Source organism: Campylobacter sp. 10_1_50 (assembly GCF_000238755.1).
Taxonomy (GTDB): Bacteria; Campylobacterota; Campylobacteria; order Campylobacterales; family Campylobacteraceae; genus Campylobacter_A; species Campylobacter_A concisus_R.
The window spans coordinates 831,057-850,648 of record NZ_JH414887.1; the positions used below are offsets into that span (position 1 = coordinate 831,057).

A 19,592-nucleotide genomic window follows, 5' to 3' on the forward strand; every position below is an offset into this window, starting at 1 on the left:
TGCTTTAAAAATTTAAAGGAGAAAGTATGGATATAGAAAAATTTGAATCTATGTTAAAACAAATCAAAGTCCTAAACGACAAGCTAGAGATCAAAAAACTACGCGGCAATAACGACTATAACTTGTTTTTATCACTTCTGGATATAAACGACGAAGTGCGTTTGCACTCACGATTTATCTACTCATTGCTTGATCCAAATTCATTGCACTACCAAAAAGAGTTATTTTTGGAACTTTTTATAAAGGCGTGTGGGCTAGAGAATTTTGGACTAGATCCGCAAATCGCAAAAGTCTATAAAGAATACGAAAACATAGATATCTATATAACTGACGGCGCGAAGCATATTATTTTAGAAAATAAAATAAATGCCGGTGATCAAGAGGCTCAGATAAAAAGATATATAGAAACCATCCAAAAAGAAAATAACGGTGAGGCTGATATTTACGTGCTGTTTTTGTCTAAGAAAGGGCACGAGCCTAGCGATTATAGTTTAAGTGGGCTAAAAATCGAAGACGGAAAAATTTTAGACAAAAACGGCGATGAAGTAGCTAAATTCAAGGCGATTTCATATAAGAAAGAAATAATGAAGTGGCTTGGCTCGTGTCTTGACGAGGCTGGAAATTTGGCAAATTTAGTTGCCGTGATATCGCAATACAAAAACGTAATTGAAAAAATTTATGGAAACTATAAAGGAGTAGAGATGGATACCGAGGAAATAAGTAAGATAATACTAGAAAACTATGATCTAGTCGATGAAATAAGAAATAGATACTTTGACATGGCCAATGCAAATAGGCTTAATAAATTTATGTCAAATGTAAAAACTGAGCTCGAAAAAAGATTGTCACAAGAGTGGTGTGTAGAAACAAAAGAGGCTGATGCTAGTAAGTGTTTTGCGCCTATATTTTTTTATAAACATAGTTGGGGTAATGGCCGTGTGCTAACTTTTGCTCTAGAATTTGACAATAGAAACTTTTTAAATCCATACATTGGACTTGCTTATGATACAAAGAGAATAAAAAAAGAATATGTGGATAACATACAAGTTGAATCTCTATCCAATGAGTGGAAAGTAGGCGAAAGATTTGCTAGATATAAAATGCTTAACAAAGCTCAGTTTTTGAGAGAGATAATTATAAACAAGTATACCGAAGCTGAATTAGCTGAAGAGTTCGTAAATATGAAAGATAAGCTAGAGTCATTGGCTGATAAAATCATTAAGTTAGTATATTAGTATAGTATAGGTCAAACAGTTATTTTTGGATAGATGGGTCACCTCAATCGCTAATGTGAATTTAAAGAGTTGGTGATTGGTTGACCGATCTTAACTTTATCTATTTCTAAACTATGGCAAAGGCTGTTATATAGATATTTATAGACAAATTTTGTCCATATTTTTATTTATAATAAAAATATAGGAGCAAAAATGAGCGAGCAAGAAATTTGGCAAGAGTATGATGAGTTTTCTTTTTTGGCGCAGGCCAAGTCAAGCTATGACTACGTAAATAACGCAAATTTTACTAAATATAGCAACACTGAGATGTCAAAAGATTTTTACAGGCAAGCCGTCAAGGCATTAAGCAACCCACATGATGTCGTTATTGAAGCTAAATTTATACTGCAAAATCTAAAAAACGACTTCGGCGGTGAGAGCGAATTTATAAAAGAGATATGCTCACAAATTTTAGATACAGAAATGACGCCATACGAGCATCAAGAGGTGGCTAAAATGATAGAGAGCTATAGCTCTATCGCTTGATAAAATGGCTCTTTTGCACCGCTACTTGCAGAGTTATAAATTTTAACTCCGTTTAAAACGTCCGTGCGAGATTTTGGCTCGTGGATATGCCCACAAAGGATGATCTTTGGCTTTAAAAGATTATTTTTTATAAGCCTTGCAAGCTCTATATCTCCGTGATCTTTGTCATTTTTGCTGATGCTTGTTTTTGTCTTTGCTGGCGGAACGTGAGTCAGCAAGATATCACACTCTGCAAATTCAAGCAGATCATCACACAAGTAAGGCACGCAGCCAAATTTAACGCCGTTTATAGTCTTTATAGCGCCATCAGAGTATATGCCACTTATAGAATTTAGCCAAGATGGTGGCATATCGTGGTTGCCAGAACATACAAATACCGGCTTTTTAAAGCTTTTTAGCCACAAAGTAGTTTGCTCTTTTTCTTGTGCGCTCTCTTTGTATAAAAAATCACCGCTAAAACAAAAAATGTCAAATTTGTCTTGAAAGGCCAAAATATAGTCAAAATAGCCAGCATTAAAGTGCAGATCGCTAGCGTGAAAAAGTTTTAAGCCGCTCATTTGTATCTATCAGCCTTTAATCCACAAGTAAATTTGTGATCAAATTTACCACCATATCTTTTTGTTTTGGCTCGCTTTGAGCAACGAACAATGCAAGTGCAACAAGGGCATTATCGCTCATCCTGCGCTCGCCGTTACTTTTAAAAAGCAGTTTGCAATTTGATAAAAACAAGATAAATATAAATGATCCGATACGTTTGTTGCCGTCGCTAAATGGGTGGTCTTTGATGATGTAGTAGATCAAATTTGCCGCTTTTTCTTGCGGGCTTGCTAAAAGATCACGTCCGCCAAAGGTCTGATATATATTTTTTATTATCCCTTCAAATTCGCTTGCCTTTTGAACGCCAAAGATATTTGACGCCTCGCCCTTTTTTGCTAGCTCTCTTTTTAGTTCATCTACTGCCATTAGCGCTTCACTATATCCAAGGATAAAATTTTCGCCTTGATCGCTTTTGCAAAGACCAAGCGAGCCATCATCAAATTTTTGCAGTAGCGACCAGCTCTTTTTGTAGTATCTAATAAGCTCTATAATCTCTTTATCTTTGCTGCTCATAGCGTCTCTTTGTCAGAAATTTATTTCTTTTAGATACTCGCTCACATCTTTTTTGACCTCGTCGGCCAGCTCTTTTGGCTCAAGCACCTTGATAAATGGCAGGTAGTAGTATATGAGCGGTTTTATCTCCATTATGTGTGTAAATTCTATCTCGATCTCGACCGAGCCGTCGCTATCTTGCCCGGTTATGCGCTGTTTTGCGTGTGGTTTTCGCTCGAAGTATTTTGCCACTTCTGGCGCTAGCAGTAGCCTTGCTGTTTTTGGCGCTTCTAAATTTGCCCATGCCGAGTTCATCGCCTTTACACGCTCATCTAGCTCGCTACTTAGTTCAAATTTCTCCCCACTATGCTTTATATCTTTTATGCTTTTTAGGTGAAATTTCTTAAATTTATCGCCCTTTTTGCTATCAAGTAATAACAGATACCAAAATCCCTCAAAAAGTGCCAGCTTTAGAGGCTTTACAAGAAACTCAAAGCCATTATATGTGCATGTTATCTCCGCTTTTTCTCTTATAGCATCCTCAAGCGCTTGAAAATTTACAAGATCCTCCTCGCTTAGCTTTTCGTTGTTTATATTTGTAAGTATCGGGTGGTTTAGCTGCTGAGAAATTTGCTCTAAAAGCACGTGAGCCTTGCTGTAAAAATTTGAGCCCATGTTTTTTGCCACGTTATCAAGGATGTTTAGCACCACTCTATCATCGCCGTCTAGTCCGTCGCTCGCGTCCTCGTCGTTTAGGCTCCAGTAGTGCCCCTTTTTGACGGCGCCATACTCTCTTAGCGTGTCGTAAAGGTCGCGCTGGATGGTCTTTGAGGTCACTCCAAGCATAGCTGTTAGCTCTTTTATCGTGTGCGGTCTCTCTCTTAGCTTTAGGGCTATCGTATTTATACGTTCAAATTTGCTGTTTTCTTGTTTGGTTATGATAGGTTTCATTTGGCCTCCTAGTTTGGCGATTATATCCAAATTAGGACTAGAGGGTGTCTTTTCTAGCATAATATCTGCCTAAGGCCATCTAGTGCGCCACATTTTAGACTTATGCCGATGTATTGCGATATATAGTTATCTCGTGGGTTTATGCGGATAAGCGTTGCTTTTTTTGAGCGTTTAACAAATTTCTCACCAAAATTTCTAATTGTTGGCACCGCAAGCCCAGCGCCTAGCTCTATGATCACAAAGCGGCTATCTTTGTTTTGCTCTAGCCACGCTTCATATCTTTTATACTGCTCGTTTATGCGCCTTGTATTTACCATCCAGTCGTAAAACATCACGATATTTGGGCGGCTTACACAGCCACACTCTGGGCAAACTGGCATATCTAAAGCGACAAATTTCTCTTCATCTACTTTGATATCGCTACAAGTCTGCCATATAGTACCATCACGCTTGTGGATGCACTGAGAGTAGTGGATCGAGCCGTGGCACTCGTAAATTTTCTCCTCGCTAAAGCCAGCCTTAGCAAAGTGTCCATCGACGTTTGAGGTATAGACAAAGTAGTTTTCGTTTTTACTTTTTACAAGATTTAAAAGCAGTCCAAATCCCTCGTGAGGCTCTGTGTTTTTGTATAAATTTAGTCTGTGCCCGTAAAATGCCCATGCTAGCTTTGGATCATCTAAAAACCACTGCGGATTTGCCATATCTTCAAAGCTTAAATTTTTATCTCTTAAAAGTGGATACGCCCTCCAAAATCCTAGATCTCCCCTAAAATCAGGCAATCCACTATCCACGCCCATGCCAGCACCTGCTGTGATGATGACCGCATCAGCCTCTGCGATGATCTTTTTGATCTTATCTATCTTCTCTTGCATTTTGATCCTTTAAAGAAATTTGGGTAATTGTAGTGAGTCGATCAGACACTTTTATGTCCGCTCTATTTTGGTAAAATAGTGAAAATCTTATAGGAGAGTAAGATATGATAGAGAAATTAATGCTTAGAACAAGAGCATATATCTTAACAGACAAGAGATTTGAGAATTTTATATCTAATCCTGATGACTGGTTTTACGCTGAAAAAGATAGCGAGAAAGTCATTGTAAAAAGTATTTTAAAAAGAGCTGATAAAAAATATAGGCTATTATTAAAAAAAGAAATATTGGAAAAAGTTAAAAATAATGTCAATGTAATTATTGGATGCATTGATGATGATAAATTTTATAGGCTTGAGCTTGAGATAAAAAATTTTGATGCTGATATAGAGGTGCTTTTTAATGATAAATTTGAAATTTGTAAAAATGGAGATATTGTAAAAGTAATACAAAAAGATATGATTGATTTAAATATCGATGATTATGCCGATAACGATAGAAGAATAAATAGTCTAGCTACTGCGGATAGAATAGAAGGGTTTGGTGGAAGAGATGAATTCTTAAATTGGTACAACAGTCAAGAGAAAAAATGTTGCTATTGTGGAGTTAAAGAAGCTGATTTAAAAGAATACTTTAAAAGCGAAAATACGCAATATAAAAAAGCTAGGCAAAGAGGAAAATTTTTAGAAGTTGAACGAGTGATAACAGCGCCAAAAAGTGAAAATAAATATTCAAAAGAGAATTGTCGTTTGGCTTGTTATATTTGCAATAATGCAAAAAGCGATTTTTTATCGGCTGAGAGTTTTGAACCTATTGCCAGAGGTATAAACAAATTTTGGAATAACTATCTAAACAAAAAAGTAGAATTTCCAGAAGATTTTGAATATTGGAGCAAAAATAAAAAATAGCTTTATAAATGGCGGGTAGCTCTACCGCCCAAATTTCTCCGCCGTTATGCAGTGTAGAGCTCCGCCAAGCTCTATGATTTCGCTTAAATTTATCGTCTCTACTTTATAATCACTATAAAATTTCTTGATCTGTTGCAGCGCAACATCGTCATCATCTATGCCGTATATTGGAACTATTAAAATATCCTTAATTTTAATAAAATTTAAGTAAGCGCCCCAGTCTCTCTTTTTAGTGAAAAATCCCTCGCGATACTTCATAAATTTCATATCCAAGCCGCTCTTTTTAAGCGTTTTTATGAGCCTATCGTTAAAACTTTTGCTCTCGTTTGAAAAGTCATTTACTAGCACACTATTTTCATCTATCCACCTCACCATGGCGTCGCTGTGCCCTAACATATCGTATGGCTGTCTTGGTATGATGATGAGCTCACTTAGCGCGCATTTTTGCTTTATAGTTTCCACGATCTCAGCTTTTGTTTTTGACGGATTTTCTCTAAAAATTTTATCAGTCATGATGGCTCTACCTCCAAACCTTACGAAATTTCCGCCATCAATGGCTAAATTTATATGCTCTTTTAATGGCTGGATCTTTGTTTTTAGGTGGCTATATTTTTCATCTTTTAGATAGTCTGGATCGTAGTCGTAAGAGATGAGGCGTCCATCATCAAGCAAAATCGGCATAAAGTCCCTCATCCAAATGTCTTTAGTCTCTAAAAACTCGTATTTGACTCCGTGTCTGTCAAATATCTGGCACAAGCTTTTGGCTGTTTTTGTGTGGTGCTTTGCTAAAAGCGCGGAGAGTAGGATGGTTGGCTGCATATTTACTCCTAAATTTGATAGTTTTTGTGAAATTGTACTAATAAATTTCTAGACATTTTTTGTCCATTCTAGTCGCTATAATTTCACATATCGCAAAAAATGTATCGGCGATAAAAATCAAAAAAGGATAATCAATGATCTACGAGCAACTTAAAATTCTCACACAAAACAGCGACAAAAAGGCTCTCTCAAAAGCACTTGGCTACGTTAGAGAGCAAAATTTCACAAGAGCACTTGCAAATTTAGAGGCAGCAAAGAGCCTTGATGAGTTTATCACAAAGGGGCACTTTGACTGGGCACATAGCTCAGAAACGCTCATCCTAGCCCTTAGCAAGCACTTTGCTCTTAACATAGACGCAGAGCTTGGCGAGGTGCAAAAACTCTACAACGAGCGAGTAAAATTTAGAGGCTCATATATCTATGTAGATACGGATTTTAGGCGCAAGAGTGAGCCTATATTTGCCCTTGCTATGGCGCAGCATTTAAGATATATCAGCCTAACGCCATTTTTAGATGAGCTTTGTTTTAAAGCATTAGATGAGCAGCTAAAAGTTATCTCAAATATCACTAAAAACTACTATCAAAAAACGAAAACTTTGCCTATTTTTGGAGCTATAACTGGTTTTAAGCTCTATTTTCTAGGCGAAGATTATTCACTTGATACAAACGGAAGTTTTACGGATAAAGAGATCGCCGAACAAGTTGCGACGATTAAATTTTAGATAAAGGAGAGGTTATGAATTTATCAGGACGCTACGAGCGCATTCACAAATGTTGCAGATGTTGTAGGATTTATTATGCGGATTATATTATAGACGAAAATGTGATGCTGGAAAATTTAGCTAAAAACTTAAGCCAAGATGAGCTTGACTGGCTTTTACAAAACCACACAGAGCTCTTTGCCTGAGGGTAAATCATCATCTTTTTGAGTATGACGATTTAGCTCGCTCAGTGTTTTTTAAAAACAAAAAGAGAGGTCTTGCGGTAAAAATTTATAAAATCGCACAAAGCCTTTGTAAAAGCGGCATGGACTACGCTTTTTTGGCGATAGCTATACATAAAAGCTTAAGAGCTAAAAAGTGGTGCAAGGAGCTTTTAGCTATGGCGGAGAACAACATAAAAGACGGGCTTTGCCTTATAAATATGCTAAATTTTATAGAGATCAAAGTCTTGTGCGGGCAAAAAGCCAAAAATTTCTTGCAAAACGCACTAATGGCGACAGATTTTAAGGCGGATTTTTATCTCGATATGGCGCTAGAGCTAAAGCAAATAGGTGGCTTTGATGAGTTTGCCTATAAATTTTATAAAAAGTGTATAGAGAAAGATAAACATGACTTTTATCTAGGTTATGCTCACGTTTTTATAAAAGACAAGGGCGAGCTAAAAGCACTCGGCATAAAACCAAAACAAAAAGAGCAAAAAAGTGTCGTGGCTTCAAAAGAGCATAAAAGCAAAGACGAATATCTAAGCGAGCTAAGAGAGACGAAAGAGTTATATAAATTTTACGATGTTTTAGATGATATGGCGGAAGAATTTGGTAAGCAAAGGTGGATATTGGAGCTTTATAAAGACGGTGAAATTTATGCTAAAACCGCGGCTGATTATGCCTATATGGCAAGTAGCGTTATGATAGATTTTAAAGATAAATTTTACGCAGGAGAGCTTTTGTCTAAAGCCGTCGAGCTCTTGCCAGATCCTAGAGAGACGTTTTTTGTGCTTGATGTCTTAAAAAAGCTTGGCGATAAGAAGCTTTTAGCTATGGCTTGTGAGAAGCTACTTAACTTGCCTGATCCTAGCTATATGAAGATCGCTAGCTATCTAAAAAATATCGATCCAAATTTAGCAAAAGAGTGCGCCGTAAAAGCTGTAGAAAAAGCCAAAACTAAAGTTGAAATTTTAGATGCGGCAGCCGATATTTTGTGGATATTTAAAGATAAGAAATGGACAATCGAGATAGTCAAAAGCGGTATAATTGACGCGGTAGATTAAATTTAAGGAGATGTGATGGAAAAATTTTATGAAAGAAATTTCTATGTTTATGAGAACAATGAGTCAGAGGCAAGAGATTTTTTGGAAGAGGTGGTTAAAAATTTTATAAAAGAGAATTTTAAAATAAATGAAGTATGGAACGACTATCCGTTTTTAACCAATGAAAAACAGTCTTTTTCAGCTCTTGCACCGGCTATTCATAAGCTTACCGGAGTTATTTGGCTGGAACAGCCATTTAAGAGGGTAAATAAAAGAGCTAGACAAGAAACAGGCAATGATGAAACACAAAGATTTATAGATCTTGCGACGATGTACGGCGATAATAATGCAATGTATCTTTTTGAGGTTAAGCACGGCTGGCATAACTTTTATAGTAATAATTTTAGCCAAGACGACCGTATAATTTGGCTAAAAGCAATAGAGCAAATATCGCACCTGACATTTCAAAATTTATCGGTTTACGAGAGAAAAAATACAGTGTTTTATAAGATAGCTTTTATGATCGTTCCGTCATATTTGACTTATGATAAAAGCAAGAAATGTCAAAATGATAAATTTCCTGGCGCAAGCGAAAACGCGCAAAGATTGTTTGATGAACTAAAATTTGCAAAAAGTCAAATGCCGAATTTTGTCATGAGTTACAAGCTTGATACGAGCAGGCATTTTGAGAGATATGAACAAATTTTTCCATTTTTAAATTTTATCATCAGAGTTGAAAAATTTGGAAAGAACATAAAAAATAACTAATGATGGAGCAAGCATGAAAAGATTCTGGGGGCTTAGGCCATATATGGAAGTTAGCGATTTTATATCGTCAGTAAAGCCAAAGCAACTGCTTTCTAGTGAATTTAACGACATCTTATCAAAATGTGAGGATGTGAGAGAGTATTTGCATTTGGCAAATCTAGCTTTTGAGCTTGAAGATGGCGAAAATAGACAAAAGATAATAAAAACTATCCTAAAAAGGGCGCTACAAGCATGTCAAGACCCTTGGGGATATTTTTATATAGCTAGAAGCGCCTATGAAAATTTAAATGATAAAAAGCTTGCTAAAAAGATCATCGTAAAACAGATAAAAAGATTTAAGATAAATGATTATTTCTTGCTTTGCAAGCAAAATATACTTAGTAAAAAGCAGATCAAAACAGCTATAAAAAGCGCTTTAAGCTCAGGCATGAAAAGGCAAAGGTTTGTAAATTTGCTAGATAGGTTAAGCGAGATAGATAAGTATAGTTTGGTATGCAGGAAATTTTACAAAAAAGCTAAAAAACTACAGACAGACAACGACGAGTACGACGAAGAGTGTTTAAAAAAAGAAGAAATAGTGCAGCAAAGGCTGGATCAAATACGCAATAAAAACACTAAAACAAAATAGCAAATTTAAGATATAAATATATAAATTTCGACACAACCTGTCTGTTTTTGTCATTATAATATCCTTTAAATTTAAAGGACAAAAATGGGACAATTTACAAATGAGCAAAGGCGAAAGCTAAATAGCATAAACGAAAGGCTCTATGACCTTGAGCGCCGTGTCGTGCCACGTGCAAAGCAGATAGACCTCTGTGCAAAAGATATAAAAGAGGCATATGATCATTTTTGTGAGCTACTGCTCTCTTTTTACTCAAAAGACGAACTTCTTATGCGATATGGGCAGTTCATGAATCACATAGATGACTACTTTTATACGGAAAATCAAAACGAATTTAGAAACTGGCCCACGCATGAGATGTCTGGCGAGTGGCACTGCTGGTTTTATCACTGCTTATATGATCACACAAGTCTTAGCTGGGATGAAATTTTGACTATCGACAGGATGGAGGGCAAGCTTCGCTCATGGTATGACTATACGCCTATAGATCTTTGTCTGGAGAAGCTAGAGTGTAGCGAGAGGGAAGAGTATATCTCTGATGCCAGCAAGGATCAGTGGGAGCAGATAGAGAAGATAAATAAAGCTCTAGCTAGTTACCAAGATATCCTAATAAGAGATGCAAAAATGCTTGAAAACAGGCTAAAAGCAAGGGTTGAGGGTGGATTGATCGAAGACTATGCTATGGAATTTCGTTTGGTCTTTCGCTTGCGCGAAGACGATCCAGATTATGACGAAAATGACGATAATTTCTTAGCTATCATCAACGAGCCTATCGTCCCTGGCGAAATGAGCAAGAAAAAGAGCCGTTGGACGCAAAACTGTAATGAATATTTTGGTAGCTCTGTCTATTTTGATAAGAAGGCATATTTTTGCTATCTATTTGCAGCTTTTGAAAACAACACACATATCAATAAGATCAAAGACATACTGCGCATAGGCTCTGTTGATATGGCGCTTTGCTGGGATGAATACTATGAAATTTAAAACAAGATACCATAAGATAAAGATCATAAAAGGAGATGAAGTATGACAAGTCAAACAACAATAAAGTGCCCAAACTGTGGGAGTGAGATAGATATAAATGATGCTTTATATCATCAGTTAGAGGGAAAATATAAAGGTGAATACCTAGCCCAAAAGAAGCAGCTTGAAGCTAAACTTGAGGCTAAAAGAAAGGAGCAGGAGGCTTATTTTGAGAGTTTAAGAGCAAAAGAGCAACAGCTGCAAGAACAAAAAGAGAAATTTGAGGAAGAGATCAAAAAAGCTACGCAAATACAGCTAAAAATGGAAAGAGCAAGACTTCAAGATGAGCTGAGAAAAGAGATACTTGATGAGCAAAATGAGTCGGTCGCACTTTTACAAAAACAGCTTGAAGAAAAGTCAAATCAAGTAAAAGAGCTAAATATTGCAAAGGCTCAAATTTTGCAGCTTCAAAGGGAAAAAGAGGAGATGGAGTCTGCCATAACCGCAAAGGCTGAGCTAGCATTAAATGAAAAGCTAAAAGAAGAAAAAGAGAAGATACAAAAGGCTGCAGATGAGCAAAATGAGCTTAAATTTAGACAAAAAGAGGAACAGCTAAAACAGCTTCAAGAGCAACTTCAAATAGCCCAAAGAAAGGCCGAGCAAGGCAGCATGCAGCTTCAAGGTGAGGTGCAGGAGCTCGCGATAGAAGAGTGGCTGAGGGAAAAATTTCCATTTGATACTATTGATGAGATCAAAAAAGGTGCGAGAGGCGCTGACTGCGTACAGATCGTGCATACAAGGGAGTCTCAAAACTGTGGAACGATATATTATGAAAGCAAGAGAACAAAAGAATTCCAAAGGTCTTGGATAGAGAAATTTAAGGCTGACATGAGAGAAAAAGGCGCTGATATCGGCGTCATAGTTACTGATGCTATGCCAAGTGATATGCAAAGGATGGGGCTATATGAAGGTGTTTGGATCTGTACGTTTGAGGAATTTAAAGGCTTAAGCGCTGTTTTAAGAGAGCAACTCATAAGGATACACCACGTCTTGATCGCGCAAGAGAACAAAAGCGACAAGATGAGCTTGCTCTATCACTTTTTAACCAGCAATGAATTTAAAATGCAAATAGAAGCGATAGTAGAGGCATTTTCGACCATGCAAAGTGACCTAGATAGCGAAAAGCGCGCGATGCAAAAGATATGGAAGCAAAGAGAGAAACAGATCGAAAAGGTGCTAGATAACACCATAAGTATGTACGGCTCTATAAAGGGCATCGCTGGAAATGCGGTAGCAAACATAAAAGCCCTTGAGCTACCATATAGTGGCGATACGCAGGAGTGAGTTAAGGAGCGTTAAGGCGCTCTTTTTAAATTTTTTCTCACAAAAATTTCTCAAATTTTTATAATTATGGACATAAAAATGTCTTTTATGCCGAGTAAAATAGCTTCAAACAAAAGCAAAAGGAGCTTGTCGTGGAAAAAGAGATTTTTTACGTAGATAGCGAGATATATGAGCTTGCAACACTTTGGACGCTTCGTGCTATTTTTGATCTCGGAGGAGAAAGAGAATTGCTAAGAAGCGGATGTGACGATGTTTTAGAGTTTTTGGGTATCGAGTCAAAAGAGCCTAAAGAAGAAGAGATTCAAAATCTTAAAAACAGATTTGAAATTCTTGAAAAAAGTCAAATTTCATGCGGACTAAAAGATCTTGAACACAACCTAAATTTACTTCAAGAAAATTTAGGTCTAAATAGTACCGAGAGAGATATTTTGAGATTTGTTGCGATCATGTACAACTACGAAGTGATATCTAATGCTTGCAGTTTACTAGGAGATCTAAACAACATACAAGCCACAAAAGCTATCTCAAAGATACTAAATTTACGTTTCGGCGATGTTCAAAAAGCCTTTAGAAAAGATGGAATCTTTGCCAAGACTTCGATTGTAAAGCTAGAAAATAATGTGCATAACCTAAAATATAAAATCGATGTCATAAACAATAACTTTATGTGTGATTTGTTTGTTAAATGTGAAAGCATGGACGAGATATTTGAAAGCGCGATAAAGCCGTGTAGTAAGACAAATTTGACAACAAAAAACTATCCTCATATAAAAGAAGATGTAAAAATTTTGCTCTCGTTTCTAAAAAATGCCGTTAGCAAAAAGCAAAAAGGAGTAAATGTGCTTCTATACGGCTCAGCAGGAACTGGTAAAACTGAGCTTAGTAAAGTGATAGCCAGTGAGCTAAATTTAAAGCTTTATGAAGTAGCTTATGATGACGAATACGGATATGCGACTGAGGATCTAAGGCTAAGGTCATATTGCCTTGCACAAAATGTATTATCCGCTGGATCAAATTTGCTGATGTATGACGAAGCAGAGGATATATTTAACACAAATAATGACGAAAAAAGACAGTATGGTAAAGCTTTTATCAACAGATCTCTTGAGACTAACGAAGTGCCAACTATCTGGATAACAAACAATATTCTTGACATGGATGAAGCTGTGGTTAGAAGGTTTAATCTTGCCATAGAGATAGGCATACCTACTGAAGATGTAAGAGCAAAGATCATAAAAAAATATAGTGAAAATTTGATAGATAGTAAGCTCGTAAAAAAGCTAGCTAAAAATCAGTTTGTAGCCCCAGCAGTCGTTAGTAATGCTAGCTTAGTCGTTTCAAATTTAAACACAAAAGATAAAAATAAAGCTTTTGAGCGAGTGATAAGCAACACTCTAAAAGCACAAGGCTACGATGAGATAGAAAAAGATGAAAAGCCAAGCGCTGATCTGCCAAGCAGCTATGATCCAAATTTCGTAAACTCAGACTGCGATCTAAACGAGCTAATACAAGGCATAAAAGAAAGCAAAAGTGCAAGGATATGCCTTTATGGCGTGCCTGGAACTGGCAAAAGCGCTTACACTAAATTTATAGCTAAAAGCCTAAAAAAGCCGATCATCATCAAAAAAGGAAGCGATCTTTTGTCTATGTTTGTAGGAGGAACTGAGAAAAATATAGCCCTAGCCTTCAAAGAAGCCAAAGATAAAAAGGCTGTGCTAGTCTTTGACGAAGTAGATAGCTTTTTGCAAGATAGAAGCACGGCTACAAGAAGCTGGGAAGTAACTCAAGTAAATGAGATGCTAGTGCAGATGGAGAGCTTTGATGGCATATTTATCGCCACGACAAATTTGATAGATAATCTTGATAAAGCCTGTCTTAGAAGATTTGATCTAAAGCTTGAGTTTGGGTATTTACTGCCAGAGCAAGCAAGAAATTTGTTTAAAAAAGAGTGTGCGCTGCTAAAAGTAAAATTTGACGAAAACACAAGCAAAAAGGTCTCAAACCTAGGCTTACTAGCGCCTGGAGACTTTGCTAGTGTGAGAAGACAAGCTAAATTTAGACCTATAAAAAATGGCGACGACTTTTGCCATAGACTTGAGCTAGAAGTCGCACTAAAAAATGAAGAAAAGAGTGTGAAAATAGGGTTTTAGGGATAATCCCTAACGAGGTCTTTTGTCTGATCTGTCAGACAAAAAGTATCCTCGCCCAGATGGAATAAAAGATGACTTTTTGATAGATGATATCATATGTATGCGAATAGTGAGCTGGTTATGGATTTTGCTTTTTATTCTCTATTGATCCATTTAAGACAAGCTAAAGAATATATGGTGAAATCTTAAAAACTATTGCACAAAATTTACATCCAGCCTATATCCCGCAGCATTTGCATAGGCATTTAAAGTAGAGATTGTTGGAGAAATTTTAGAGTTTAGGCTCTCTAGTCTTGAGATGTTGCTTTTACTAGTATTCATTCTGCTAGCTATCTCTTCTTGAGTCAGATTTGCCGCTTTTCTGATCTTTATGAGCTTTAACTTTAAATCAAATTCAACTTCAAGTTTATCGTATTCTTTTTTTACCTCGCCTCTTTTTAGAGCTTTTTCTTTAAAGTCCTCAAAAGTTGGTCTCATCTTATCTCCTTTGCTCTTTGTATGATGATCTTCATATCTTTTTTAGGAATGGTGTCTGATTTTTTAATGAGCGTATGCAAAATCACTATTTCTCTATTTATGACATTTACAAAGACACTTCTTGCGATACCTTCTTTGCCTTTTGCCCTAAACTCAAATAGTCCATCGCCAAGAGGTGCGCTATGAGGTCTGCCTAAATTTGGTCCAACCTCCCTAGCCATTTCAAGTATGCGAAGTAAATTAGCCAAAATAGTATCTGGTAAAGACAGAGTCTCGTCTTCAACGCTCTTATCATAAAATGTGATTTTCCATAATTGCTCTTTCATGTCGGCTATATTATCATTTTTGATAACTTATTGTCAAATATGATAACTTTTTAAGAACACTCACTCTTCCACTCCTTGATAAAATTTACCTCTTCAACTAGATCCTTTAGAATTTTTTAGAGCTATTGACTCATCGTAAGCGCTCATAGCAATCTTGTTAGATTTAATATCACAATTACAAGATAGAAGAATTTTTATTTTAAAAAACTAATACCGATTTTTCTTCGTTAAACCAGTTTTTCAAATATTTTGAAATTTTAGACACTATCCGATTTTTGTTTTTCTCATTCTGCAAAGATATACCTCTATCCTTTAGGCAACTCTTGTTCTATTTGGCTTATCTTGCTCGTATATAAATCCTAATACAAAAACCCAAATAGCCATAATGGTATCTTATTGCCGACTCCTACTTTAATATCATCTGATGCTATAAATGAATTTGGCATATCTTTTATCTGCTCAAAGCTCTTTTTTGCTCCACCTATTTCAAAGGTAAATTTATCATCTACGATAAAGTCACCTTTTTTTGATATATTTAACTTATGCGTAGCCTTTAGCTGATTAGCAAAAAAAGTCTCTCTTATAGTGCCAATTTTAAAGTTATTGCCATAGGAATAGATCAAATTTGTATTATTCATATAAATTTTAGCCGGTTTTACTAGCTTACTAAGTCCCCTACTTTGCTCATCTATCATATTTACTAGCCTTGCATCGCTTAAATATACGATATAGTCGTAAAGTTTAGCTCTACTTATCTCAGCAAGTGCTGCAATTTTAGTGTAATTAACCTCAAATGGCTCACTTTGACAGACTACTTCAAGCAATTTTTTAAGCTTATAGGTGTATCGTTGCTCTACTAAACCAAGTGAGGTTAGGTCTATATCTATGCTTAAATTTATGGTATTTAACAAGCTTTCATAATACGAGTTTGTCTTGCTAAAATAAAATGGATAAAAACCAACTTGTAGATATTTTTTAAAAGTATTAAAGTCTATTTGCAACTGACGTGATATGTTAGGATGGTCACTTAAAATTTCTTCTAGACCAAATTTGAATAAGCTAGTTTTGTTATCAAGCTCTAAAAACTCTCTAAAGCTCAATCCCTCAAGATTAAATAAGCTCACTCTTCTAGATAAATCAGCTTTCGCGTTTAATATACTAACGGCCGAAGAGCCAGTAAATATAACCTTTAGCTCACTCATATCATATATTGTTTTTAAATGAGATGCAAAATCTTCATACTTATGCACTTCATCTAATAATAGATATTCTCCACCACTATCTGCAAATTTAAATGCTAGCTCGCTTAGACTTGCTGAGCTTATAAAAGGATAATCAAGACTAATATAAAGAGCCTTTTTGCTCAGACCTTTAAGCTCACTCAATCTTTGAAACAGCATAGTTGTTTTACCTACACCTCTAGCCCCCATTATACCTATTAGCTTTTCATCAAAGTCGATCTTCTCATACAAATATCTCTTGTAGTTGGTATTAAAATTTTTAAGAAACCTATCCTGATATTGCTTTATCGTATCTAGCATGTTAAATCCTTAAATTGTATATGACTATATACATTTACACTTATTCTAACATTATTTTTTATTGTGAGTCAAGATAAATAACTTAAATTTGCATAATCTCGTAAATAAATCTAAATTTGGAATAGCGTAATAATATGTTATTTAGTTCTTAGTTTTTTAAAATCATTTCGCTCAACCGTTTATTGTCCTTATTTTTTCTATACATATTTAAATTACTCATTTTTTGAAGCTTCGATATAAAAATATACCTGATTTGGATTAAGCGCATTCATGGCATTTATAGCGATTTTTGCAAATTTTTGTACTTCACTCAAAGATATTTTATGTTGAGAATAAAAATCAGCTATGCTTCCATGGCTATCCATATGTAAGCCTTTTATTACACCAATAAGTTTCTTTTTTAAATCATTACCATCTACGATATCATAATCAGATTGTGAAAACAAATCGCTTTTAAATTTATGAGTCTTATTTGCTGCAGATATTGCATTAATTATTTCTTCTAAAGTTTTATCGGTAAATGTATGCTGTTGGGTGTATTCATTTGCAATAAACTGGCTTATAAAATTTGTTTTTATAAAGCTTTCTAATAATATTCTTATCTTGTTGCCATTGTTTAAAGCCCTATTGTAATCCTCGACCAAATTTTCTTCATTGGCGAATTTTATGACATCCTTAAATAAAAGCATGTAAAAAGTGTCAAAATACCCAGCGACTTTATCTTTTGATTCAAATATTAGTCTATCATTGTCTCTAGATATTTGTTGATAAGATGCATATTTTCCTAAAATTCTAATAATATTTGTCATAAATACATGATTGTGCGTCAAGACAAAAACTTGCGCTTTATCTTCTTCTTTCTCTAAAATTTCTCCTGCGATTTCTTGATTGATTTTGGCCACTAGATAAGAAGTTGTATATATTCTGCTATCGTCAAGACTAGTTATAGGGTCATCAATAACAATCACCAAATTTTTAAGAGATCCCTTGTTATAAAATAATTTTAGTCTAGCTAAAAAATATGCAAATGCAAGCGTAGTTTTTTCACCATCGCTCAAAACCATTCTCACATCATCATTTGAGATTATTTTTTGATTTATAATTAGTTGATAATCCGAATTAACCGAGTATTTTGTTAAATTTAAAGCCCTCAAGTAGCTATTTATCACTTTAATGTCTGGTTTTTTATTAGCTCTTAATGTTTGCAATTTGTCATCTAAAACTTTAATGTTGTTATCAATTTTATTAAGCTCATCTTTTAAACTATTTAAGAGTTCTAAAGCCTTTTGCCTTCTTTTTTGTGCTTCAAAGCTATCTCTCTTTCCCTTTTGGATTTTTAATTTTTTCAACTCATTTTTAATATGTTCTAATTTATCTTGCTGTGCTTTTTTATCTTTTAAAATATCTTGTGTTGTCTTAACTACTTCATTGCATGCTTGTAAAGCTGATTCAAAGAAGCCTAACGCCTCTATGAATTTGTCTAAATCGCCGATCCCTTTTTTATCCCGCACTAGTTTTATTATTTGTTACAATTTTTCACCAAGTGATTCTATATTTTTCTTGAAATCGCTTTTAGTTTGTTCGTAATTTGATGGCATAAAAGGTTTAAAATTTTCCAAGCCGTTCATCACATCATTTTTTGATTCATTCAGTAGTCTTAACTTATTAGTAAGCTCTGAATTTATTGTTTGTGTTGTATTATTAAATTTACTGACAACATCATTAAAATAACTAGAATATTCATTTAATACGCCGTTTTCAATCGGTTGCATACAAAACGGACAAATATTAAATTTATTTGTATCTATGATTTTTCTACCGCTTTCTATAAAATCCTTACCGACTTTTATAATGTGATTTTTAACATTTTCAGATACTTTGCCAGCCTCTTTTTCTATATCGAATTCAAACAAACTTGTAAGTTTTTCTTTTTCTATCTTTAAATCTGGAAAATTTATATCCGACAAATCAGCAAATGACTTAATAGCATTATAAAGTTCTGTAAATTTAGTTTGCTTTTCTTGTAATTCTTTTTCATCAACATTAAAATTATTTTTGCTATTTAATGCATCCGGTCTAATTGTAATTTCATCTGAAACTATCTGTATTTCTCTAGTTGTAATACCTTTTCTAATTTTCTCTATTTCATCATCGGCATTTTTAATGGCTTCTTTGGTTTTTGTAATTTCATCTTTGATATCTGAATTTGCTTGGTCTCCGCTGATACCATCTTTTCTTTTTTGGAGTTCATTTTTTTCTTGCTCCAATTCCTTCTCTTCTTTTGTCTCTTCGCCAAGATAAGAACCACTTAAAACAATCGTCTCATCATCTAACTTTTTTAATGCAAAATCCGAACTCAGTGGAGCATTTTGTATTAAAAAATCACTATTATAGATTTCGATTTTAAAAGGCAAATTTGTGGCCAAACTTGCGGAATCGATAGTTATAGCACCGCTGTCTGTAAGAAAAGAAATTTGTGGATCGTCTTGTGAATCTATAGTTTTATACCGACCAATATGTTGAGAATTTTGTTTAATTAAAAGCTCAAACGCTCTTGTAACCGATGTTTTTCCAACTCCATTATCGGCAAAGAATACGTTGTAGCCTTTAAATTCTCTATCTATACATACTTCGTTTAGCCCGCAAAATGAAAACATTTTATCTATTTTTTTGATTTTTATAGACATAGGCATCCCCTCTAAGTGAGATTTTGTTTAAATTTTGGTGTATTTTATAATCTTTTGATTTAAATAATAATTTTAAGAGAAAACTTTACTGTATAAAATTGCATCAGGCATACATTTGGCGATATTGCATAAAAAAATATAGCTTTTTATTCTAAATCTTTAATGTATGATTTTAATCATAATTTAATTTTGAACTTATTATTTTTTTATTTCATCTTTTTATAGTTTTTACTTCTAAACCCTTAAAATTTAAAATTATCATAGGTGAAGAATTCACTTCTAACACAAAGGTTTAGACTAGGCTCATCAACTTTAGGAGTACTCACCCTTCCCCTCCTTGATAAAAA

The 19,592-nt window shown here is 34.9% G+C and carries 19 protein-coding genes and 1 pseudogene; 11 read left to right on the forward strand and 9 right to left on the reverse strand.

What is annotated here, in order from left to right; genetic code table 11:
- Positions 1 to 26: 26 nt before the first annotated feature.
- Both HMPREF1019_RS04185 and HMPREF1019_RS04190 read left to right on the forward strand, forming a co-directional pair.
- Positions 27 to 1,235, forward strand: coding sequence for a PDDEXK-like family protein (locus HMPREF1019_RS04185; protein WP_009294411.1), 1,209 nt, complete (start codon positions 27 to 29; stop codon positions 1,233 to 1,235).
- 192 nt (positions 1,236 to 1,427) lie between these two features.
- A complete protein-coding gene (locus HMPREF1019_RS04190) occupies positions 1,428 to 1,760 on the forward strand; it encodes a hypothetical protein (protein WP_009294412.1) in 333 nt (110 codons plus the stop codon).
- Here the strand turns inward: HMPREF1019_RS04190 and HMPREF1019_RS04195 are convergent.
- From HMPREF1019_RS04195 to HMPREF1019_RS04210, 4 genes are read right to left on the reverse strand one after another with little or no spacing between them, the layout of a single operon-like run.
- Positions 1,742 to 2,317, reverse strand: a complete 576-nt coding sequence (locus tag HMPREF1019_RS04195; RefSeq protein WP_009294413.1) for a metallophosphoesterase family protein — start codon at positions 2,315 to 2,317, stop codon at positions 1,742 to 1,744. The genes HMPREF1019_RS04190 and HMPREF1019_RS04195 overlap by 19 nt on opposite strands.
- A gap of 16 nt (positions 2,318 to 2,333) precedes the next feature.
- A complete protein-coding gene (locus tag HMPREF1019_RS04200) occupies positions 2,334 to 2,870 on the reverse strand; it encodes a type II toxin-antitoxin system death-on-curing family toxin (protein WP_009294414.1) in 537 nt (178 codons plus the stop codon).
- 12 nt (positions 2,871 to 2,882) lie between these two features.
- Positions 2,883 to 3,800: a helix-turn-helix transcriptional regulator gene (locus HMPREF1019_RS04205; protein WP_009294415.1), complete on the reverse strand. Its 918-nt coding sequence runs from the start codon at positions 3,798 to 3,800 to the stop codon at positions 2,883 to 2,885.
- A 53-nt stretch (positions 3,801 to 3,853) separates the two neighbouring features.
- Complete coding sequence (locus HMPREF1019_RS04210) at positions 3,854 to 4,672, reverse strand: SIR2 family NAD-dependent protein deacylase (protein ID WP_009294416.1); 819 nt, start codon at positions 4,670 to 4,672, stop codon at positions 3,854 to 3,856.
- Between the two features lie 104 nt (positions 4,673 to 4,776).
- Here HMPREF1019_RS04210 and HMPREF1019_RS04215 point away from each other — a divergent pair, with 104 nt between their 5' ends.
- Complete coding sequence (locus HMPREF1019_RS04215) at positions 4,777 to 5,577, forward strand: hypothetical protein (protein WP_009294417.1); 801 nt, start codon at positions 4,777 to 4,779, stop codon at positions 5,575 to 5,577.
- A gap of 21 nt (positions 5,578 to 5,598) precedes the next feature.
- Here HMPREF1019_RS04215 and HMPREF1019_RS04220 read toward each other — a convergent pair whose 3' ends face one another.
- Positions 5,599 to 6,396: an agmatine deiminase family protein gene (locus tag HMPREF1019_RS04220; RefSeq protein WP_009294418.1), complete on the reverse strand. Its 798-nt coding sequence runs from the start codon at positions 6,394 to 6,396 to the stop codon at positions 5,599 to 5,601.
- Positions 6,397 to 6,530: 134 nt separating this feature from the next.
- Here HMPREF1019_RS04220 and HMPREF1019_RS04225 point away from each other — a divergent pair, with 134 nt between their 5' ends.
- From HMPREF1019_RS04225 to HMPREF1019_RS04255, 8 genes are all read left to right on the forward strand, one after another.
- Positions 6,531 to 7,118: a hypothetical protein gene (locus HMPREF1019_RS04225; protein ID WP_009294419.1), complete on the forward strand. Its 588-nt coding sequence runs from the start codon at positions 6,531 to 6,533 to the stop codon at positions 7,116 to 7,118.
- 14 nt (positions 7,119 to 7,132) lie between these two features.
- On the forward strand, positions 7,133 to 7,303 hold the full coding sequence (locus HMPREF1019_RS09965) for a hypothetical protein (protein ID WP_009294420.1): 171 nt from the start codon (positions 7,133 to 7,135) through the stop codon (positions 7,301 to 7,303).
- A gap of 44 nt (positions 7,304 to 7,347) precedes the next feature.
- Positions 7,348 to 8,385, forward strand: a complete 1,038-nt coding sequence (locus HMPREF1019_RS04230) for a hypothetical protein (RefSeq protein ID WP_148400975.1) — start codon at positions 7,348 to 7,350, stop codon at positions 8,383 to 8,385.
- A gap of 15 nt (positions 8,386 to 8,400) precedes the next feature.
- On the forward strand, positions 8,401 to 9,132 hold the full coding sequence (locus HMPREF1019_RS04235; RefSeq protein ID WP_009294423.1) for a hypothetical protein: 732 nt from the start codon (positions 8,401 to 8,403) through the stop codon (positions 9,130 to 9,132).
- Positions 9,133 to 9,145: 13 nt separating this feature from the next.
- Positions 9,146 to 9,760 (forward strand): hypothetical protein, encoded by a 615-nt coding sequence (locus tag HMPREF1019_RS04240; protein WP_009294424.1) that lies wholly within the window; start codon positions 9,146 to 9,148, stop codon positions 9,758 to 9,760.
- Between the two features lie 84 nt (positions 9,761 to 9,844).
- Positions 9,845 to 10,741, forward strand: coding sequence for a hypothetical protein (locus tag HMPREF1019_RS04245; protein ID WP_009294425.1), 897 nt, complete (start codon positions 9,845 to 9,847; stop codon positions 10,739 to 10,741).
- A 42-nt stretch (positions 10,742 to 10,783) separates the two neighbouring features.
- Positions 10,784 to 12,064, forward strand: coding sequence for a DUF2130 domain-containing protein (locus HMPREF1019_RS04250; protein ID WP_009294426.1), 1,281 nt, complete (start codon positions 10,784 to 10,786; stop codon positions 12,062 to 12,064).
- A gap of 131 nt (positions 12,065 to 12,195) precedes the next feature.
- Positions 12,196 to 14,214 (forward strand): ATP-binding protein, encoded by a 2,019-nt coding sequence (locus HMPREF1019_RS04255; RefSeq protein WP_009294427.1) that lies wholly within the window; start codon positions 12,196 to 12,198, stop codon positions 14,212 to 14,214.
- Between the two features lie 192 nt (positions 14,215 to 14,406).
- Here the strand turns inward: HMPREF1019_RS04255 and HMPREF1019_RS04260 are convergent, their stop codons facing one another.
- From HMPREF1019_RS04260 to HMPREF1019_RS10645, 4 genes and pseudogenes are all read right to left on the reverse strand, one after another.
- Positions 14,407 to 14,691, reverse strand: coding sequence for a helix-turn-helix domain-containing protein (locus tag HMPREF1019_RS04260; protein ID WP_009294428.1), 285 nt, complete (start codon positions 14,689 to 14,691; stop codon positions 14,407 to 14,409).
- A complete protein-coding gene (locus HMPREF1019_RS04265) occupies positions 14,688 to 15,017 on the reverse strand; it encodes a type II toxin-antitoxin system RelE/ParE family toxin (RefSeq protein WP_009294429.1) in 330 nt (109 codons plus the stop codon). Before HMPREF1019_RS04265 ends, HMPREF1019_RS04260 begins: the two co-directional genes overlap by 4 nt.
- A gap of 359 nt (positions 15,018 to 15,376) precedes the next feature.
- Positions 15,377 to 16,558: an ATP-binding protein gene (locus tag HMPREF1019_RS04270; RefSeq protein WP_009294430.1), complete on the reverse strand. Its 1,182-nt coding sequence runs from the start codon at positions 16,556 to 16,558 to the stop codon at positions 15,377 to 15,379.
- Positions 16,559 to 16,770: 212 nt separating this feature from the next.
- Positions 16,771 to 19,251: pseudogene (locus HMPREF1019_RS10645) on the reverse strand (AAA family ATPase).
- Positions 19,252 to 19,592 lie beyond the last annotated feature (341 nt).